The sequence below is a fragment of the Oscillibacter valericigenes genome (assembly GCF_016902445.1).
GTDB classification, from domain to species: Bacteria; Bacillota; Clostridia; order Oscillospirales; family Oscillospiraceae; genus Oscillibacter; species Oscillibacter avistercoris.
On record NZ_JACSNX010000001.1, the window covers coordinates 31,174 to 48,178 of the forward strand.

Sequence of the window (17,005 nt, forward strand, 5' to 3'; positions counted from 1 at the left end):
CTTATTCTTCACTGGAGAGCAGATTCTCCGGATTCAGGCATTTCAATTCGTCCAGCACGAAGAGGCCGTCCTTGCGGATGAGCACGTCGTCGAACCAGATCTCGCCCCCGCCGTACTCCGGCGTCTGGATCTGGATCAGGTCCCAGTGGACGGCGGAGTGGTTGCCGTTGGAGGCGTTGTCGTAGCTGTTGCCGGGGGTTAGGTGGAAGCTGCCGGCGATCTTCTCGTCGAACAGGATGTCCCCGATGGGGTGGTTGATCTCCGGGTTCACACCGAAGGCGAACTCGCCGATGTACCGGGCGCCCTCGTCGATGTCCAGGATCTCGTTCATATAGTCCGTGTTGTTGCTGGTGGCCTTGACGATCTTGCCGTCCCGGAACTCCAGGTACACGTCCCGGAACAAAAAGCCGTCATAGGGGGACGGCACGTTGTAGGTGATGTGGCCGTTGACGGAGTCCTTCACCGGGGAGGTATAGATCTCGCCGTCGGGGATGTTCCGGTTGCCGTGCATGCCGAAGCTGGGGATGCCCTTGATGGAGAAGGTGATGTCCGTGCCGGGCGCGACGATGCGGACCTTGTCGGTCCTGGCCATCAGGTCCTGGAGGGGCTGCATGGCCCGGCCCATCTTGTCGTAGTCCACCAGGCAGGCCCGGAAGTAGAAGTCCTCATACTCCTCCGTGGAGACGCCGGCCAGCTGGGCCATGGCGTCGTTGGGGTACCGGAGCACGGACCACTTGGTGTGGTTGCACCGCTCCGCCAGATGGATGGGGCCCCAGTAGTACTGGCGGTAGCGCTTCTGGGCCTCGTCGGAGACGTTGTGCCACATGCTGATGTTGGTGGTGGCCCGGATGTCGATGTAGGCGTCCATGTCCCGCATCCTGGCAAGCTCATAGGAGGCGATCTCCTCCATGTGCTCCGCGTCGGCGCCCTGGACCAGGGCGCCCTCCACGGCGTAGTCAAAGATGTGGACAAAGGGCTTGCCGCCCACGGCGTAGGCCTCCTGCACCAGGGCCTTCATCAGGCCCGTCTCGCTGCCGTGGAGCTCGATCAGGATCTTCTCGCCCTTCTCCAGGCCCACGGCGCTGCGGATCAGGAACTGGGCGAATTTTCGAATACGGGGATCTTCCATGGTGTGTTCCTCACTTTCCTTTCAGTCGTTGCGGATGTCCGCACATAAGAAAAAGCGGGGCAGAAGATCGTCTTCCGCCCCGCGTGGGATCAGTTGTCCTGGTACAGGGCCTCCAGGGACCGCTTGGGATCGTTGCACCGGGTCACAGCGCTGACCACCAGGATGGCGATGACCGAGGCGGGCACCGCCACGATGGCGCACTGGATGCCGTAGGGCGTGCCCATCAGGGTCCAGATGATGGTGGCCAGGCCGCCCACCAGGATGCCGGCCATGCCGCCGGCGGGGGTCACCTTCTTGGAGAAGAGGGCGAACAGGATGGCCGGGGTGATGGCGGCGCCGTACATGGTATAGGCCGTCATCTGCAGGGACAGCACCGTGGGGAAGTACAGGGTCAGCGCCACGGCGATGAAGCTGAACACCACGATGGTAGCCCGCAGGACCAGCATCTTCTGCTTGTCGGTGGCCTTGGTGTTGATGTACCGCTGATAGACGTCGTTGGTCAGGTTGGTGGCGGAGGAGAGCAGATAGCTGTCCGCCGTGGTGACGATGAAGGCCATGCAGGCGCACATCACCAGCGCGCCGAATACCAGGGGCAGATAATCCACAGCCACCTGGAAGATGACGTTGGAGGGCGTCTCCAGCGTGGGATACAGCTTGGCCGCCTGGGTGACGATCAGCACGATGCTGATGATGACCAGGATCTCACCGATGAACATGCCGATGTTGGACTTCTTGGCCTCGTCGCTGTTCTTGGCGGAGGCGAACCGCTGCAGCATGTTCTGGTCACCCAGCATCAGCGCCAGAGAGGGCAGGAAGTAGCCCAGCAGCTCCCAGCCGGACATGCCGCCGGTAATGGTCATCTTCTCCGGAGGCAGGGTAGCGCCCTGGGCGGAGGCTGCCGCCATCAGGATGGGGATGGCGGCAAAGAAGCCGCCCACCATCAGCAGGGCGCTGACAGCGTCGGAGTAGGCCACGGACACCAGGCCGCCGCCCACGGTGATCACGGCGATGATGATGGTGCAGATGGCCAGCGCCACGCCGTGGGAGATCTCCACACCGCTGGAAGAGCACAGCAGCACGATGATGTCCGCCGCTGCCTTCAGCTGGGTGGCCAGCACGCCCACGTAGGCCAGCATGACGCACAGGGCGGAGATGATGCTGGCGGCCTTGCCGTAGCGGGCCTCCATGATCTCCGGCACTGTGACCTTATTGGACTTGCGGACCTTTCCGGCGATGAAGTACAGCAGGATGATGCCGATGGGGGGCGCCGCGAAGGTGATGAGGCCCACCCAGGGGCCGCCGGTGTACACCACGCTGGCGGAGCCGGTGATGCCGCCGCCGCCGCACCAGGTGGCCAGCAGCGTGCCCACCAGAACGATGAAGGGGATCCGGTGTCCGCCGGTCACCATATCATCAGAGGTCTTGACCTTCTTATGGGCCACAATCAGCCCGAAGATCATGAGCAGCACCAGATAGGCGCCGATCGCTACGATATATGCCATATCTTCTCCTTCTCCTTTTCACACAGGGAATAATATAGAAATATTACTCTTTCCGCGAAACAATGTCAAGCTGTATCTCGAAAAGCCTCGTCCGCCGCCGCAGCCCCGATTGCGTGTCCCGCCGCCGCATGGTATACTGTGCCTGAACACATCAGGCTGAGGAGGCGGCGGGATGGACGTGCAGGTGTTCTGGGAAGCTATCAGTGCCTATAACCGGCAGACTGCGGCGGTGCAGGCCGTTCTGCTGACCTTTCTGCTGGGGATGACGGCACTCTCCTACGCCGGAAAAGTCCGCTGGGCGGCCAAGTGTGCCCTGGGCGTCGTCCACCTGTTCCTCGCCGCCGTCTTTTTTGCCCGGTACGGAAGGGCTCCCATCCAGCTGTTCTTCGCTCTCCCCCTTTTTCTGGCCTGCGGGCTCCTGTTCCTGTATGAGTGCCGGCACTGCCGGAGCGACGAGCTGGCGCGCCCGGACCTGCCCCGGACTGTGCTGCTGATCCTGTGTCTGTCCTATCCGCTCTGCTCCCTTCTGGCCGGAAATGCCTTTCCGCAGATGGTGACATCCATCATGCCCTGTCCTGTGGTCAGCTTCGGGATCGTCGTCTACAGCGGATATACCCGGAAAAACAGACTGCTGCTGGCACTGCTGACCCTCTGGGGGCTGACGGGGATCAAGTCCCTGCTGTTCCATGTCTATGAGGACCTCATCCTCCTGCTCTGCGGTCTGTACGGCGCGCGGCAGCTGCTGCTGGAGCGCCGGAGAAGCTGACGCCCGGCGGAAACCGAATTTTTTCTGGCTTTTTGCCGGGGATTGTGGTATTCTGTCGTCTGAGGTGAATGACATGATATCCAAAGCCGCAGTGAACCGCATCATCGAGACGCTGAAGGGCATCTACCCGGACGGGCTGTGCTCCTTGCAGTATGAAAAGGACTATGAGCTGCTGTTCGCGGTACGGCTCTCCGCCCAGTGCACCGACGAGCGGGTCAACAAGGTGACGCCGGCGCTGTACGCCCGCTTCCCCACTCTGGAGAGCTTCGCGGAGGCGGATCCGAAAGAGGTGGGCGCGTACATCCACTCCTGCGGCTTCTACAACGGCAAGGCCCGGGACATCGTGGCCTGCGCCCAGAAGCTGGTGAACGAGTACGGCGGCAAGGTCCCCGGCACCATGGAGGAGCTGACGGGCCTGCCCGGCGTGGGCCGCAAGACGGCGAACCTGATCCTGGGGGACGTGTTCGGCCAGCCCGCCTACGTCTGTGACACCCACTGCATCCGCATCACCGGGCGGCTGGGCATCACCGACGGGTCCAAGGACCCCCTCCAGGTGGAGCGGCAGCTGCGAGAGCGCATCCCGCCCAAGGAGTCCAACAACTTCTGCCACCGGATGGTGCTCTTCGGCCGGGACACCTGCACCGCCCACTCTCCCAAGTGCGACGGCTGTCCCCTGGCAAAGGACTGCGGCACCGCCAAGGCCGCCGCCAAAAAGAAATAAAGACCTCCGCTGGTGCCTGCGCTCTGCGCAGGCACTTTTTTGCGTCCGCGCTCATATACTGAGACGAGAACCATCCAACAGACGGCACAAGGAGGCACTATGGACGAACAGACGGCCCGTATGATCCAGCAGCTGAAAAGCAATCCCGCCATGCTGCAGGCACTGATGCAGTCCCGGGACGGGCAGGACCTGCTGCGGATGCTCTCCGGCGGCGACCAGGGGGCGTCCCTTCAGCGGGCGGCCCAGTCCGCCGCCAAGGGCAACCCGGCGGAGATGGTCCGTATGGTGAATCAGCTGATGCAGAGCCCGGACGGCGCGGCATTGGTCGACCGCATCAGCAAGGCCATGAACGGCCGGTAAGCAGGAGACCGGAAAGGGGGCGGGCGCGATGGCGGAATTCGACGACAAACTGAACAGCATCCTCTCCAACCCGGACGCCATGGCCCAGATCATGCAGCTGGCCCAGTCCCTCTCCGGCAGCACGGAGGGCGGCGGGTCCGCCGGCGGGCCGCCCCCTCCCCCGCCCCAGGCCGGGAGCTTTGCCGCAGGACAGGGCCAGCAGGCCTTCCAGGCGCCGCCGGCATCCGGCGGCGATCCGCTCTCCGCCCTGGCCGGCGGACTGGACCCCCAGCTGCTGCTGCGCTTTCTGCCCCTGCTCCGGGAGCTGGGCGGGCAGCAGGACTCCAACGCCCGGCAGCTGCTGTACGCCCTGCGGCCCTATCTCAAGCCGGAGCGGCAGGAAAAGGTGGAGCGGGCGCTGCAGCTGGCCCGGCTGTTCCACCTGGGCCGGAAATTTCTGACCGGACGGGAGGGATGAGCCATGTACAACCGCTACATCCGAAACGATCAGGGCACCTATACCCGCATCCCGGAGGAAGACCCCCGGCAGTCCCAGGGGACGTCTCCCCCGCCCGGTCATTCAGGGTCTGGAAGTGCCGGCAGCAGCGGACAGGCGCCTCCCCACCGGGAGGACCGCCCTCCCCCGCCGCCACGCCAGGACGCTCCGCCGCCCGGGCGAGATCCCCCTCCCTCCGGCGGAGAGGGGCAGGACAGCCTCACCGGCCTGCTCCGGCATCTGCTGGACCAGTTCCGCCTGAACAGCGTGGACACCGGGGATCTGCTGCTTCTGGCCATTCTCTTCTTCCTCTTTCGGGAGGGTGCGGACGACGAGCTGCTGGCGGCCCTGGGACTGCTGCTGATCTTATGACATCTGCCAAAACGGCCCCGGCGGGACCTCCGCCGGGGCCGCAGCTTGTCGAAAAAGTCTTTTCGACAAGCTGCGGCTGCTTGCGATTTCCAGAACTTTGAAAAGTTCTGGAAATCGGTTGAATGGAAACGAAAGACACCCTTCCTGGGTTTCTTTCGTAGCTATCTTCCTTCCCGTCTCCCAGAATTTCCGGGTTTATCGACAGTCTGCAGCCCCGGCGGGATCTCCGCCGGGGCCGTTTCCGTATCCTTATTCAGGTGTCCAGCAGCACCGTGCCGTCCGGCAGGATGAACCGGTCTGCCGAGGGGACGCTCAGATCCACGGTCAGGGAGGCCATGCGGTAGATGGTCTCCCCCTCCAGCAGCCGCTCCGAGGCCACCAGGAGGCCCGTCTCCACGCCGACCCAGTACCGCTGGGTGTAGCCGTCGGGGTCCTCCACCGTCTCCACATAGATGCAGTTCACATCGGAGACGCTGCGGTAGTCCGCGGCGGCGATGTCCTCCACCGGCAGCTCCAGAATTGTCTCGTAGGTGGGGATGGCCTGCTCGTCATCTGGGGAGATCTCCCCCGCCGGGCCGCTGTAGACCGTGCTCTCGCTGTTGTACCAGATATAGGTGGTCTCCCCGTCCGTGATGGTGTGGCGGACCTGACCGTCCGACAGGGTCCGGTCCGTCCGGGTCCAGCGTCCGCTGACCGTCACCGTGGTCTCAAAGGAGCCGCTGCCGCCGCTCCACACCTGCTCCACCCGGATGGCCCGGCTGTACTGCTCCGGCCGGGACAGGGTGGCGATGGCGGTCTGCACCGTCTCCGGCGTCACGGCGATCACCGTCAGGGCATCCTCTCCCGCAGAGGCATCCGGATCAGTCTGTCCGGACGTGCTGTTCTCCGCCGGCAGGGTGATGCGGGAGGAGCGGCGCAGGCTGTTGCTGAACATCAGGACCAGGACCATCACTACCAGAATGATAAAGCCGATGGCCACCCGGTTCATCTTCCGTTTTTCCATGCCGCCCTCCTTTCTCCCCCGGAAACGCCGCAGGGTCAGGTGCCGAATTCCACCGGCCGCTCCGGCCGCAGGCCGAACTTCCACTCGATGGCGTCAGCAATGCGGCGGCAGGCCTGTCCGTCGCCGTAGGGGTTCACGGCGTGGGCCATGGCGTCATAGGCGCTCTTGTCCCGGATCAGCCGTTCCGCCATGGTGACGATGTCATCCTGCACCACGCCGCAGAGCTTCACAGTGCCGGCGGCCACCGCCTCCGGCCGCTCCGTCTCCCGGCGCATCACCAGCACCGGCTTGCCCAGGGCGGGGGCCTCCTCCTGAAGACCGCCGGAGTCTGTCAGCACCAGATAGGACCGGGCCATGAGGTTGTGCATCTCGTCCGCCGGCAGGGGATCGATGAGATGGACCCGGGGGGCGCCCCGGAGGTAGGTGTCCACCGCCTCCCGCACCACCGGGCTCAGATGCACCGGATACACCAGCTCCACGTCCCGGTTCTCCTCGGCGATCTGCCGCAGGGCCAGCATGATGCTGCGCATGGGCTCGCCGTAGTTCTCCCGCCGGTGGCAGGTGACCAGGACGATCTTCTTCTCCCCATAGGGCAGGTGGTTCAGTTCGTCGGTGGAAAAGCGGTAGTCCTCCCGGACGGTTGTCTTCAGGGCATCGATGACGGTGTTGCCGGTGACGAACAGCCCCTCGGTGATGCCCTCCCGCTCCAGATTGGCCCGGTTGTTGGCGGTGGGGCAGAAATACAGGTCCGCGATGGCGGACACCAGCTTGCGGTTCATCTCCTCTGGAAAGGGAGAATACTTGTCATACGTTCTCAGGCCAGCCTCCACATGCCCTACCGGCACCTGGTGGTAAAAGGCGGACAGGGCCCCGGCAAAGGTGGTGGACGTGTCCCCGTGGACCAGGATCATATCCGGCTCCAGGGCGTCGATGGCCGCATCCATGCCGGTGAGGCACTTGCTGGTGATGGTGGACAGCGTCTGCCGGGGGGTCATGATGTCCAGATCCCAGTCCGGCTTCACATGAAAGACCTCCAGCACGCTGTCCAGCATCTGCCGGTGCTGGGCGGTGACGCAGCAGAGGCTCTCGATCCCCTCGCGGCGGCCCAGCTCCTGGACCAGGGGGCACATCTTGATGGCCTCCGGCCGGGTGCCGAAGACGCTCATGATCCGAATCTTTTTCATTTATTTCTCCGCCTTTCCGCCGTCCTCCGGGGTCTTGTCCCCATGCTCTGCATGGTGGCCGTGCTCCTTCAGCTCTTCCAGCTCCTCGTGGAGCTCCTCCTTGACCTCCTTGGGGAACACCACCCGGGCAGCCACCACCGCCACGATGCACAGCACCAAAAACAGCAGCATGGCCCGGCCCTCGCCGCTGGTGGTCAGCACCACAGCGGAGAGGCCCAGGATGGCGGAGATCACGTACAGCGTGGCCACCGCCTGCTTCTGGTTCAGGCCCATGTCGATGAGCCGGTGGTGGATGTGGCTCCGGTCGGCATGCATGGGGCTCTGTCCGTGGGCGATGCGGCGGATGAAGGCAAAGGCTGTGTCAAAGATGGGCAGTCCCAAAATCAGGAAGGGCACCGCAAAGGAGATGATGGCATAGAACTTGAACAGCCCCTCGATGGACATGGTTGCCAGAATATAGCCCAAAAAGGTGGCGCCGGTGTCCCCCATGAACATCTTGGCGGGGTTCATGTTGTAGGGCATGAAGCCCACACAGGCTCCCACCAGGGCAGCCATCACCACCGCCACCTGGAACTGGCCCCCGATGAGGGCGATCACCAGCACGGTGGTGGCGGAGATGGCAGAGACGCCGTTGGCCAGGCCGTCCAGGCCGTCGATCAGGTTCACAGAGTTGGTGATGGCAACGATCCACAGCACCGTCAGGGGGATGGAGAGATTCCCCAGCACCCAGTAGGCGTTGTCGGAAAAGATATTGGGATTAGAGAACGCCTGGATCGTCACCCCGTTCAGGGCCGGGATCAGGGCCGCCACGATCTGCACCACGAATTTCAGCAGAGCGGGCAGGGCCATGATGTCATCCACCACACCCAGCACAACGATGATGACCGCTCCCAGCAGGATGCTGCGCATCTCCGCCGTGATCTCCACGAACAGCAGGATGCTGACCATAAATCCAATGAAGATGGCCAGGCCTCCCAGCCGGGGGATCGGCACCTTGTGCATCCGACGGGCGTCCTTGGGCACGTCGATGGCCCCCACCTTGTAGGCAAAGGTCTTGACGATGGGCGTTGTCAGGAAGCTGACGATCAGCGCCACCAGCAGTGCCAGCAGCGTGTAGGCGATCAGCCGGTTTTCGATCAGCATGATGTCTCCTCCATCACCGGGGCAGGAAGCCCACTTTCTTGTAGACTTTGTTCAGGGTCCGGTTCGCCACATAGGCCGCCTTCTCCGCGCCGGCGCGGTAGACGCTCTCCAGATAGGTCTTGTCCGCCAGCAGGCGCTCCGTCTCCTCCCGGATGGGGCGCAGCAGCTCCACCACAGCCTCGCCCACCGCCTGCTTGAAGTCGCCGTACCCGCGGCCGGCGAACTCCTGTTCGATGGTCTCAAAGCTCTTGCCGGTGGCCACGGCGTAGATCTGCATCAGGTTGGACACGCCGGGCTTATTGGCCGGGTCGAAGCGGACGCAGGCCTCGGAGTCCGTCACGGCCTTCTTGAACTTGCGCATGATGTCCTCGGGCTTTTCCAGCATGTAGACGCAGCCGTTGGGGTCCTTGTCGGACTTGCTCATCTTCTTCTCCGGGCTGGTGAGGCTCATGACCCGGGCGCCCACCTGAGGAATGTAGGGCTCCGGCAGCTTGAACACGTCGCCGTAGATGCCGTTGAACCGGGTGGCGATGTCCCGGCAGATCTCCACGTGCTGCTTCTGGTCGCCGCCCACCGGCACCAGATCCGCCTGGTACAGCAGGATGTCCGCCGCCATCAGAGCCGGGTAGGTGAAAAGGCCCGCGTTGATGTTGTCCGCGTTCTTGGCGGACTTGTCCTTGAACTGGGTCATGCGGCTGAGCTCGCCGAACATGGTGTAGCAGTCCAGCACCCACCCCAGCTGGGCGTGGGCGGGCACGTGGGACTGGACGAAGAGCACGTTCTTCTCCGGGTCCAAGCCGCTGGCGATGTAGGCCGCCACCTGGGTCAGGGTGTGCCGCCGCAGCTCGGCGGGCACCTGCCGCACCGTGATGGTGTGCATGTCCGCCAGCATATAGTAGCAGTCGTACTCATCCGCCAGGGCCGCCCAGTTCTTGATGGCCCCCAGATAGGAGCCCAGGGTCAGGTCGCCGGAGGGCTGGATGCCGCTCAAAATCCTCTTTTTCTGTACTTCGTTTTCCATATCTTTACACCTCAGGATCTCACACGGCCGGGACGCTTCCCCCGCCGTGGCAATATACGGAGATTATTGTACCACGCTCCGGCAAAAAGTGCAATCTCTGTTTCCGCCAGGGCCTTGTCTTCCCGGGGCAGATGTGATAGGATGGAGCCATCTAAAAATCGCGCTGGGCGCGTTTTGGGAGGAAGCTGTTATGAAAATCGACATCACGCTGAAGATCACACCCAAAATGGCCTCGGATGCACAGGGCCACGAGCAGAAGGTGCTGGTTGGCCACCTAGGCACCCATTTCGATGTGATGGACAAGGAATTTCCCTTGGAGTACACCGAACGGCCCGGCGTGGCTTTCGATGTCAGCAGCGTGACGGACCGGGACATCGACTGTCCGGACCTGGAGCTGGACCGGGTGGAGCCGGGGATGTTCGTGGCTTTTTACTCCGGCTTCGCGGAGGAACCCGGCTACGGCACCCGGGAATACTTCCACGACCACCCCCAGCTGTCGGATACCCTGATCGACGCCTTGGTGGCAAAGGGCGTCTCCATCATCGGTCTGGACTTCGCCGGGGTCCGGCGGGGCAGGGAGCACACGCCCAAGGACCAGTTCTGCGCCGACCACGGGGTGTTCGTTGTGGAGAACCTGTACAATCTCAAGGCGGTGTTGAACGCCGGCGGGCGCTTCACTGCCCACACCTACCCCATGAACTACGCGGAGATGTCGGGCCTTCCCTGCCGTGTGGTGGCGGAGGTCTGACTTCCAGGCGCATTTCCCCCGGGCGGCAGATTGCCGCCCCTACGGCGTTGGAAGGGACCTTTCCGCCATCGAAAAGCGGGCCGGCACACAGGCCGGCCCCTACACACGATCCCAAAAGGAGCTGTCCGCCATGACATCCCCCTTCTGCACCTGCCAAAACACCGCCTGCCGCTGCCATCCGGCCAACCACGACCAGGGGTGCGATCTGTGCATCCAGAAGGAGCTGCGGAAGGGCGAGATCCCCAGCTGCTTCTTCAACCTGGTGATCTGGCCCGGAGAGACCGTGGAGGACTGCACCCTAGCGGCCTTCGCCCGCCGGGTGCTGGAACAGACATAGCTGCCTCTGAAACGTCCACAGACAGATAAAAACGAAAAGATAAGAGATAAAAGATCGTTTTGTCCGGATCTTTTATCTCTTATCTTTTATCTCCCCGCAGAGCCATTCAGGGGGCAGGCCGTTCTCACGGCCGTACAGTCTCCAGCAGCTCGTCCTTTTTGGCCCGGGTCATCAGCTCTGTCACCACGTTCTTCACCTGCTTGCCCTCATAGAGGACCTCATAGGCGCAGCGGCTGATGGGCATCTCCACGCCTGCCCGCTGGCTCAGCTGATGGATGCTCAGGGCGGCGAAGTAGCCCTCCACCACGGCGCCCACCTCTTTCATGGCTTCCTGGGGCGTTTTTCCCTGGCCGATCAGGATGCCCGCCCGGCGGTTCCGGGAGTGCATGGAGGTGCAGGTGACGATCAGGTCTCCCATGCCGGCCAGGCCCCCGAAGGTCTGCCGGGAACCGCCCAGCTTCTCTCCCAGGCGGGTGATCTCCGCCATGGCCCGGGTCATCAGCAAAGCCTTGGTGTTGTCCTGATAGCCCAGTCCGTCGCACACGCCGCAGCTGAGGGCGATGACGTTCTTCAGCGCGCCGGCCAGCTCCACGCCCACGATGTCTCCGCTGGTGTAGACCCGGAAATAGTCGTTCATAAAGGCATCCTGGGCAAAGCGGGCAGCATCTGCGTCCCGGCAGGCCGCCACGCAGCCGGTGGGCATGCGGATGCCCACCTCCTCCGCATGGGAGGGGCCGGAGAGCGCCACCACGGGGCAGAGGTTCCCGGTCTCCTCCCCGATCACCTGGCTGAGGCGCAGGTTGGTGTCCCGCTCGATGCCCTTGGAGACGGACACCACCACGCTCTTCTCCGTGAGATAGGGGGCCATTTTTTTCGCCGTCTCCCGGACGGCAAAGGAGGGTGGCGCGCTGACAACCAGATCCGCCCCCTTCAGGCAGTCCAAATCTCCCGTGATGCGGAGCGCCTCCGACAGATAAACCCCTTTCAGCAGCGGGTTTTCCCGGGTCCGGACCATCTCCGCCGCCTTGGCGGGGTTGTGGGACCAGAGGTACGTCTCATGGCCGTTGTCACACAGGATCTGGCTGAGGGCCGTGCCCCAGCCGCCGGAACCCAACACAACTGCTTTCATCTTGAAATCCCCCTTTTTGGAGATAAGAGATAAAAGTGATGAGATAAAAGATCTTCCATCCTCCAGGCTATCTCTTATCTTTTATCCTTTAACTTTTATCTTTTTTGCGGTGTATGCTGAATTTGTTCTCATTGCCGTGGATGAGCCGGGCGATGTTGCCCCGATGCTTCCACAGCACCAGTCCGCCCAGGATGAACGCCAGGATCACAATGACCGGATCCGGATAGAAGTACCAGGTGGCAAAGGGAAAGCTGGCCCCTGCCCAGACGGATCCCAGGGACACATACTTCGTCAGCAGGAACAGGATCAGAAAGCCCGCCCAGACCACCAGGCCGATGCGCCAGTCGATCATCCAGACGATGGTGCCGCCGGAGAGGATGCCCTTGCCCCCCTTGAAGTGGAACATGCAGGGGAACATGTGGCCCAGCAGGCAGAGCACGGCGGCCCAGTACTCGCCGAACAGCGCCCACATGGCGCTGATCTGCGCACTGGCCGCGTAGCCATTGGCCCCGGCGGCCGTACCCAGGAGCCAGCTGCCCAGCAGCACCGCCACAACGGCCTTCAGCACGTCGCACAGGATCACCACAAGCGTCAGCGGGCCGCCGAAGGTGCGGTAGAAGTTGGTGAGACCGGCGTTGCCGCTGCCGTGGTTGCGGACATCGTCCCGCAGGATGTACTTGGAGACGATGACGGCCCCGTTGAAGCAGCCGCAGAAATAGGCGATCACCGCCACGAGAAGAATGCCGAGGGGGTCAGGCCCCGTGACGGCGTTGGGGTCCAGATAGAAGGAATCCAGCATCACTTCACTCCTCCTTCTCGCCGCGCTGGCGGATGGAGAGGATGATGGGGGTGCCCTCCAGGCCGAAGGTGTTCCGCAGGCAGTTCTCCAGATACCGCTGGTAGGAGAAGTGGAACAGCCGGGCGTCGTTGCAGAACACCACGAAGTGGGGCGGCCGGATGCCCACCTGGGTCATGTAGTAGATCTTCAGCCGGCGGCCCTTGTCGGAGGGGGGCTGGACCCGGGTCTGGGCATCCGCCAGGACGGAGTTCAGCATACCGGTGGTAATGCGGGTGCTGGCCTGGTTGGAGACGTAGTCGATCAGCTCGAACAGCCGGTCCACCCGCTGCCCGGTCTTGGCGGAGATGAACAGGATGGGGGCATAGGTCATGAAGGCCAGGCCGTTGCGGACTTCCTCCCGCATCTTGTCCATGGTCTTGCCGTCCTTTTCGATCAGGTCCCACTTGTTCACCACGATGATGCTGGCCTTGCCGGCCTCATGGGCCAGACCCGCCACCTTGGTATCCTGCTCCGTGACGCCCTCGGTGGCATCGATCAGGATGAGGCACACATCGCTGCGCTCGATGGCCATGGTGGCCCGGAGGACGGAGTACTTCTCGATGTCCTCCTCCACCTTGGACTTGCGGCGGATGCCGGCGGTGTCGATGAACACGAACCTGCCCTGGTCGTTTTCAAAATAGGAGTCGATAGCGTCCCGGGTGGTGCCGGCCACGTTGGAGACGATGACCCGCTCCTCCCCCAGGATCCGGTTCACCAGAGAGGACTTGCCGGCGTTTGGCTTGCCGATGACGGCCACTTTGATGGCGTCATCCTCTTCCTCTTCTTCCTCCTCCGGCGGGAAGTACTGGAGACAGGCGTCCAACAGATCGCCGGTGCCGTGGCCGTGGACGGCGGAGACGGCGATGGGGTCTCCCAGTCCCAGGTTGTAGAACTCGTAAAAGTCCGGGTCCGGGGCCCCGGTGGAGTCCATCTTGTTCACCGCCAGCACGATGGGCTTGCCGCTGCGCAGCAGCATGTTCGCCACCTCCTGGTCGGAGGCGGTGAGACCTGTACGGACATCCGTCAGAAAAATGATGACGGTGGCGTTTTCAATGGCGATCTGGGCCTGGTCCCGCATGAAGGACAGGATCTGGTCATCGGTCCGGGGCTCGATACCGCCGGTGTCCACCAGGATAAAGGACCGGCCGTTCCAGTCCGTCTCCCCATAGATGCGGTCCCGGGTGACGCCCGGCGTGTCCTCCACGATGGAGAGGCGCTTTCCGATGAGCTTGTTGAACAGCATGGACTTGCCCACATTGGGCCGGCCCACGATGGCGACGATGGGTTTCACCTCTCGCGCACTTCCCTTCTTGATTCAATCATACTTACAGACATACTCGGTCATATTATACCCGCTGATCGGCGGAATGGCAAGTCATCCCCCGATTTTTAACACTGCCCAAGCGCAGAAAAAGGGAGGGAAGATCTGCTCTTCCCTCCCGATCCATAGGACACTTCTTATTTCGCCACCACGGACTTGACAACCTTGACCTCGCGGCCGTTGTAAGTACCGCACTCCTGGCACATTCTGTGAGGCAGGTGCAGCGCACCGCATTTCGGGCATTTGACGAGGCCGGGAGCCGCCAGCTTCCAGTGGGAGCTGCGGCGCTTGTCGCGTCTAGCTTTGGATACTTTTCCCTTAGGTACTGCCATTGTGACACCTCCTTGATCTTTCAAAGGCAGCGGAGTCGCCCCCGGCCCTGATTCATTCGTTCTCTCTGTTCTCCAAAAGCTTTGCCAGGACTGCCAGCCGGGGATCCGTCTCTTTCCCGCAGGAGCAGGGGCCGAGGTTCAGGTCGGCACCGCACCGGGGACACAGCCCTTTGCAATCTTCCGAACACAATGTCTTGGTGTCCATTCCAAGGATGAACGCCGTGCGCGCCAGATCGCCCGCGTCTACCTCCCCATCCTCCAGCAGGACGATCTCGTCGTTGTCCTCGTTCTGGAGCTCCTCTGCCAGCAGGCAGCGGAAGGGAATGATCTTGTCCTGGAGAAATTCCTTGCCGCACCGGTCGCAGACCGCGTCCAGCGTGGTCCGGGCCGTCAGCTCCAGCTCCAGGAGATCTGCGGTGTTGGTCACCGCGCCCTCCACCGCCACAGGGCGGCTGATGGGATGCCGCCCGGCGAATTCCACATCGGACAGGTCCATGGAAAACCGGAAGTCCAGACGCTTGCCGGGGGCGTGCAGAATGGGTCTTACATCTATACGCATAAGCTACCTCGTAATGACACGAATAGTATTATAAGGGATGGATACCCGGATGTCAAACAATTTTTTCATGTTTTTGCCGTTCCGGGCCAAATTTTTTCCGGCAGCGGGAAAACCGGTCAGGAGTCCCGCTCCTCCCGCCGTCTCTGCCAGCCGGTCAGGTCGATGCCCAGGATCACATTCCGGAAGCCCTCCTGGAGCCGGGCGTAGCTGGTGATGTCATAGGCATCCTTGGGCCGGCGTGCATTCCAGGCATCCCGCAGCTGCTCCGCCAGCTCCCGGCACATCGGCTCCTCCAGCCCCAGCAGCATGGGAGAGAGATAGGTCACCAGCATCTGCTTTTCCCGGGCCTGGACCATGCCCCGGTTCCAGGGGCGCTGGCGCTTCCAGCCCGCCTCCAGGACGTCCAGCAGCTGTTCCGCCAGGCTCCGGCGCCCGGCAGGATCTTCCGCCGTCTCCCGGACGGCATCCATGTACAGGGGACCGAACCGCTCCGTATATTCCCGGAAGGCGGCCGTGTACTCCCGGCGGGTAAATCGCTCATTGTAATAGGGCGCCTCCTGCACGGCGGCGCACAGCTCCTCTGCCTTCACGTCCCGTCTCCTCCTCTGTCCGCGTCCGCATCGGTGTCTGTCTTTTCCGGCAGAGTGTCGTCCCGGGTCCAGGTATCCGGGTCGTCCTTGTGGGCCTTGGCATACTGGTATGCCTTCCACTCCCGCCACAGGATCACCGCGCCCGCCGCGGCGAATACCGCGCCCGCCGCTCCGTTCAAAAGTACATTTTCCGCCGTCCCGTCCCAAAGGCCCCGCATCAGGCGGTAGGCCAGATACAGCAGATAGCCTCCAGCCAGGACCCGGAAGTAGTTCACCCAGCCCCGCTGCTTGTTTCCGTCACGCTGTGCCATATGCTCAGTTTCTCCTTGCTGATCCGAAAAATTCTCCCGCCGCTTTACAACCGGCCGGTAAACGGGTATGATGATGGTATCGATCTCTACACATACCGGAGGATGCCATGCGGGAACTCACCATTGGAAAAAACGACGCCGGACAGCGGCTGGACCGCTTTGTGGCCAAAAGCCTGCCCCTGCTGCCCCCTGCCCTGCTGCAGAAGTACATCCGTCTGAAGCGGATCAAGGTCAACGGGAAGGGCTCCAAGCGGGACACCCGGCTGCTTGCCGGCGATACTTTACAATTATATATCAACGATGAGTTCTTTGACAAGCCCTCTGAGGAAAACATGTTTTTGACCGTGTTCCGCCCTCAGCTGGACATCGTGTACGAGGATGAGAACCTGCTGCTGGTGAACAAGCGGCCGGGCCTGGTGGTCCACGCCGACGAGACGGAGAAGGTCAACACCCTCATCAACCACATCCAGGCGTACCTGTACCAGAAAAAGGAGTGGAATCCCAGGTGGGAGAACGCCTTCGCCCCGGCCCTGTGCAACCGGATCGACCGGAACACCGGCGGCATCGTCATCGCCGCCAAGAACGCCGAGACCCTGCGGATCATGAACGAGAAGATCAAGGCCCACGAGGTGGAGAAGTCCTATCTCTGTATCACCGTGGGCCGGCCCAGGCCGGCGGAGGGAAAGATCGAGGGCTTTCTATTAAAGGATGAGGCCAAAAAGCAGGTGGCCTTCTACCGCCGTCCTGTCCCCGGCGGCAAGACCGCCGTGACCCTCTACCGGACGCTGGAGACCCGTGGTCCCCTGTCCCTGGTGGAGTGCCGTCTGCTCACCGGCCGGACCCACCAGATCCGGGTGTCCATGGCGGAGATCGGCTGTCCTCTGCTGGGGGACGGCAAGTACGGCCGCGGCGACGTGAACCGCCGCTACGGCGAGACCCGCCAGGCCCTGTACTCCTACAAGCTGGCCTTTCCCTTCCCCACGGACGCGGGGATGCTGAACTACCTGCGGGGCAGAGAATTCACCGTGTCGGAGGTGCCCTTCCGGGACCGGTATTTTTCCGTGCCCTGACCGCGGGGCAAAAATTCCTGTAAAAGCAGGGTGAAATCTCTGATTTTACTTGACTTTTTGTTTCATATCGGATATAGTTTGAAATTGCTGAATT

The 17,005-nt window shown here is 62.6% G+C and carries 21 protein-coding genes; 8 read left to right on the forward strand and 13 right to left on the reverse strand.

Going from position 1 to position 17,005, the window contains the following annotated elements:
* Position 1 precedes the first annotated feature (1 nt).
* A complete protein-coding gene (locus H9X91_RS00145) occupies positions 2 to 1,129 on the reverse strand; it encodes an aminopeptidase (protein ID WP_204801326.1) in 1,128 nt (375 codons plus the stop codon).
* 89 nt (positions 1,130 to 1,218) lie between these two features.
* On the reverse strand, positions 1,219 to 2,631 hold the full coding sequence (locus H9X91_RS00150) for a sodium:solute symporter family protein (RefSeq protein ID WP_204801328.1): 1,413 nt from the start codon (positions 2,629 to 2,631) through the stop codon (positions 1,219 to 1,221).
* Between the two features lie 172 nt (positions 2,632 to 2,803).
* On the opposite strand from H9X91_RS00150, the gene H9X91_RS00155 reads away from it, so the two are divergent.
* The 5 genes from H9X91_RS00155 (at position 2,804) to H9X91_RS00175 (ending at position 5,325) form a co-directional block, all read left to right on the forward strand.
* Entirely contained in the window at positions 2,804 to 3,397 is a 594-nt protein-coding gene (locus H9X91_RS00155; protein WP_204801330.1) for a DUF6064 family protein, read from the forward strand.
* A gap of 73 nt (positions 3,398 to 3,470) precedes the next feature.
* Complete coding sequence (gene nth, locus H9X91_RS00160; protein ID WP_204801332.1) at positions 3,471 to 4,118, forward strand: endonuclease III; 648 nt, start codon at positions 3,471 to 3,473, stop codon at positions 4,116 to 4,118.
* Positions 4,119 to 4,217: 99 nt separating this feature from the next.
* On the forward strand, positions 4,218 to 4,478 hold the full coding sequence (locus H9X91_RS00165; protein ID WP_204801334.1) for a hypothetical protein: 261 nt from the start codon (positions 4,218 to 4,220) through the stop codon (positions 4,476 to 4,478).
* A 28-nt stretch (positions 4,479 to 4,506) separates the two neighbouring features.
* Positions 4,507 to 4,935 (forward strand): hypothetical protein, encoded by a 429-nt coding sequence (locus H9X91_RS00170; RefSeq protein WP_204801336.1) that lies wholly within the window; start codon positions 4,507 to 4,509, stop codon positions 4,933 to 4,935.
* Between the two features lie 3 nt (positions 4,936 to 4,938).
* Positions 4,939 to 5,325 carry a hypothetical protein gene (locus tag H9X91_RS00175; RefSeq protein WP_204801338.1) on the forward strand — a complete coding sequence of 129 codons (387 nt, stop codon included), beginning with the start codon at positions 4,939 to 4,941 and terminating at the stop codon, positions 5,323 to 5,325.
* Positions 5,326 to 5,578: 253 nt separating this feature from the next.
* Here the strand turns inward: H9X91_RS00175 and H9X91_RS00180 are convergent, their stop codons facing one another.
* From H9X91_RS00180 to trpS, 4 genes are read right to left on the reverse strand one after another with little or no spacing between them, the layout of a single operon-like run.
* Positions 5,579 to 6,328 carry a hypothetical protein gene (locus H9X91_RS00180; RefSeq protein ID WP_204801341.1) on the reverse strand — a complete coding sequence of 250 codons (750 nt, stop codon included), beginning with the start codon at positions 6,326 to 6,328 and terminating at the stop codon, positions 5,579 to 5,581.
* Positions 6,329 to 6,363: 35 nt separating this feature from the next.
* Positions 6,364 to 7,512 carry a non-hydrolyzing UDP-N-acetylglucosamine 2-epimerase gene (gene wecB / locus H9X91_RS14235; RefSeq protein ID WP_243414365.1) on the reverse strand — a complete coding sequence of 383 codons (1,149 nt, stop codon included), beginning with the start codon at positions 7,510 to 7,512 and terminating at the stop codon, positions 6,364 to 6,366.
* The gene (locus H9X91_RS14240; RefSeq protein WP_204833181.1) at positions 7,513 to 8,655 is read right to left on the reverse strand and encodes an MraY family glycosyltransferase; all 1,143 of its coding nucleotides are present in this window, start codon (positions 8,653 to 8,655) and stop codon (positions 7,513 to 7,515) included.
* Positions 8,656 to 8,668: 13 nt separating this feature from the next.
* Complete coding sequence (gene trpS, locus H9X91_RS00190) at positions 8,669 to 9,676, reverse strand: tryptophan--tRNA ligase (protein ID WP_204801343.1); 1,008 nt, start codon at positions 9,674 to 9,676, stop codon at positions 8,669 to 8,671.
* 190 nt (positions 9,677 to 9,866) lie between these two features.
* Here trpS and H9X91_RS00195 point away from each other — a divergent pair, with 190 nt between their 5' ends.
* Together H9X91_RS00195 and H9X91_RS00200 are read left to right on the forward strand one after the other, a co-directional pair.
* A complete protein-coding gene (locus H9X91_RS00195) occupies positions 9,867 to 10,424 on the forward strand; it encodes a cyclase family protein (protein WP_204801345.1) in 558 nt (185 codons plus the stop codon).
* A 130-nt stretch (positions 10,425 to 10,554) separates the two neighbouring features.
* Positions 10,555 to 10,761 carry a DUF6485 family protein gene (locus tag H9X91_RS00200; RefSeq protein ID WP_204801347.1) on the forward strand — a complete coding sequence of 69 codons (207 nt, stop codon included), beginning with the start codon at positions 10,555 to 10,557 and terminating at the stop codon, positions 10,759 to 10,761.
* Positions 10,762 to 10,885: 124 nt separating this feature from the next.
* Here the strand turns inward: H9X91_RS00200 and H9X91_RS00205 are convergent, their stop codons facing one another.
* The 7 genes from H9X91_RS00205 to H9X91_RS00235 all read right to left on the reverse strand — a co-directional run bounded on the left by H9X91_RS00205 (position 10,886) and on the right by H9X91_RS00235 (position 15,841).
* Complete coding sequence (locus H9X91_RS00205) at positions 10,886 to 11,890, reverse strand: NAD(P)H-dependent glycerol-3-phosphate dehydrogenase (protein ID WP_204801349.1); 1,005 nt, start codon at positions 11,888 to 11,890, stop codon at positions 10,886 to 10,888.
* Between the two features lie 88 nt (positions 11,891 to 11,978).
* Entirely contained in the window at positions 11,979 to 12,689 is a 711-nt protein-coding gene (gene plsY / locus H9X91_RS00210) for a glycerol-3-phosphate 1-O-acyltransferase PlsY (protein WP_204801352.1), read from the reverse strand.
* 4 nt (positions 12,690 to 12,693) lie between these two features.
* Positions 12,694 to 14,019 (reverse strand): ribosome biogenesis GTPase Der, encoded by a 1,326-nt coding sequence (gene der, locus H9X91_RS00215; RefSeq protein WP_204801354.1) that lies wholly within the window; start codon positions 14,017 to 14,019, stop codon positions 12,694 to 12,696.
* 167 nt (positions 14,020 to 14,186) lie between these two features.
* Entirely contained in the window at positions 14,187 to 14,381 is a 195-nt protein-coding gene (gene rpmF / locus H9X91_RS00220) for a 50S ribosomal protein L32 (RefSeq protein ID WP_025543998.1), read from the reverse strand.
* A 52-nt stretch (positions 14,382 to 14,433) separates the two neighbouring features.
* Positions 14,434 to 14,940, reverse strand: coding sequence for a YceD family protein (locus tag H9X91_RS00225; protein WP_204801356.1), 507 nt, complete (start codon positions 14,938 to 14,940; stop codon positions 14,434 to 14,436).
* 116 nt (positions 14,941 to 15,056) lie between these two features.
* On the reverse strand, positions 15,057 to 15,530 hold the full coding sequence (locus H9X91_RS00230) for a hypothetical protein (protein WP_204801358.1): 474 nt from the start codon (positions 15,528 to 15,530) through the stop codon (positions 15,057 to 15,059).
* Positions 15,527 to 15,841, reverse strand: a complete 315-nt coding sequence (locus H9X91_RS00235) for a hypothetical protein (RefSeq protein ID WP_204801360.1) — start codon at positions 15,839 to 15,841, stop codon at positions 15,527 to 15,529. Before H9X91_RS00235 ends, H9X91_RS00230 begins: the two co-directional genes overlap by 4 nt.
* Positions 15,842 to 15,948: 107 nt before the next feature.
* Between H9X91_RS00235 and H9X91_RS00240 the strand changes: the two genes are divergently transcribed.
* Positions 15,949 to 16,911, forward strand: coding sequence for an RluA family pseudouridine synthase (locus tag H9X91_RS00240; protein WP_204801362.1), 963 nt, complete (start codon positions 15,949 to 15,951; stop codon positions 16,909 to 16,911).
* The last annotated feature ends 94 nt before the right edge of the window (positions 16,912 to 17,005 follow it).

What these genes read in the sequence shown, in the direction of transcription:
- H9X91_RS00180 (WP_204801341.1), bottom strand. Translation starts at nt 6,328, where the DNA reads ATGGAAAAACGGAAGATGAACCGGGTGGCCATCGGCTTTATCATTCTG.
- rpmF (WP_025543998.1), bottom strand. Translation starts at nt 14,381, where the DNA reads ATGGCAGTACCTAAGGGAAAAGTATCCAAAGCTAGACGCGACAAGCGC.
- H9X91_RS00165 (WP_204801334.1), top strand. Translation starts at nt 4,218, where the DNA reads ATGGACGAACAGACGGCCCGTATGATCCAGCAGCTGAAAAGCAATCCC.
- H9X91_RS14240 (WP_204833181.1), bottom strand. Translation starts at nt 8,655, where the DNA reads ATGCTGATCGAAAACCGGCTGATCGCCTACACGCTGCTGGCACTGCTG.
- H9X91_RS00155 (WP_204801330.1), top strand. Translation starts at nt 2,804, where the DNA reads ATGGACGTGCAGGTGTTCTGGGAAGCTATCAGTGCCTATAACCGGCAG.
- H9X91_RS00150 (WP_204801328.1), bottom strand. Translation starts at nt 2,631, where the DNA reads ATGGCATATATCGTAGCGATCGGCGCCTATCTGGTGCTGCTCATGATC.
- wecB (WP_243414365.1), bottom strand. Translation starts at nt 7,512, where the DNA reads ATGAAAAAGATTCGGATCATGAGCGTCTTCGGCACCCGGCCGGAGGCC.
- H9X91_RS00200 (WP_204801347.1), top strand. Translation starts at nt 10,555, where the DNA reads ATGACATCCCCCTTCTGCACCTGCCAAAACACCGCCTGCCGCTGCCAT.
- trpS (WP_204801343.1), bottom strand. Translation starts at nt 9,676, where the DNA reads ATGGAAAACGAAGTACAGAAAAAGAGGATTTTGAGCGGCATCCAGCCC.
- H9X91_RS00195 (WP_204801345.1), top strand. Translation starts at nt 9,867, where the DNA reads ATGAAAATCGACATCACGCTGAAGATCACACCCAAAATGGCCTCGGAT.
- H9X91_RS00205 (WP_204801349.1), bottom strand. Translation starts at nt 11,890, where the DNA reads ATGAAAGCAGTTGTGTTGGGTTCCGGCGGCTGGGGCACGGCCCTCAGC.
- H9X91_RS00225 (WP_204801356.1), bottom strand. Translation starts at nt 14,940, where the DNA reads ATGCGTATAGATGTAAGACCCATTCTGCACGCCCCCGGCAAGCGTCTG.
- H9X91_RS00175 (WP_204801338.1), top strand. Translation starts at nt 4,939, where the DNA reads ATGTACAACCGCTACATCCGAAACGATCAGGGCACCTATACCCGCATC.
- H9X91_RS00240 (WP_204801362.1), top strand. Translation starts at nt 15,949, where the DNA reads ATGCGGGAACTCACCATTGGAAAAAACGACGCCGGACAGCGGCTGGAC.
- nth (WP_204801332.1), top strand. Translation starts at nt 3,471, where the DNA reads ATGATATCCAAAGCCGCAGTGAACCGCATCATCGAGACGCTGAAGGGC.
- H9X91_RS00145 (WP_204801326.1), bottom strand. Translation starts at nt 1,129, where the DNA reads ATGGAAGATCCCCGTATTCGAAAATTCGCCCAGTTCCTGATCCGCAGC.
- H9X91_RS00235 (WP_204801360.1), bottom strand. Translation starts at nt 15,841, where the DNA reads ATGGCACAGCGTGACGGAAACAAGCAGCGGGGCTGGGTGAACTACTTC.
- plsY (WP_204801352.1), bottom strand. Translation starts at nt 12,689, where the DNA reads ATGCTGGATTCCTTCTATCTGGACCCCAACGCCGTCACGGGGCCTGAC.
- H9X91_RS00170 (WP_204801336.1), top strand. Translation starts at nt 4,507, where the DNA reads ATGGCGGAATTCGACGACAAACTGAACAGCATCCTCTCCAACCCGGAC.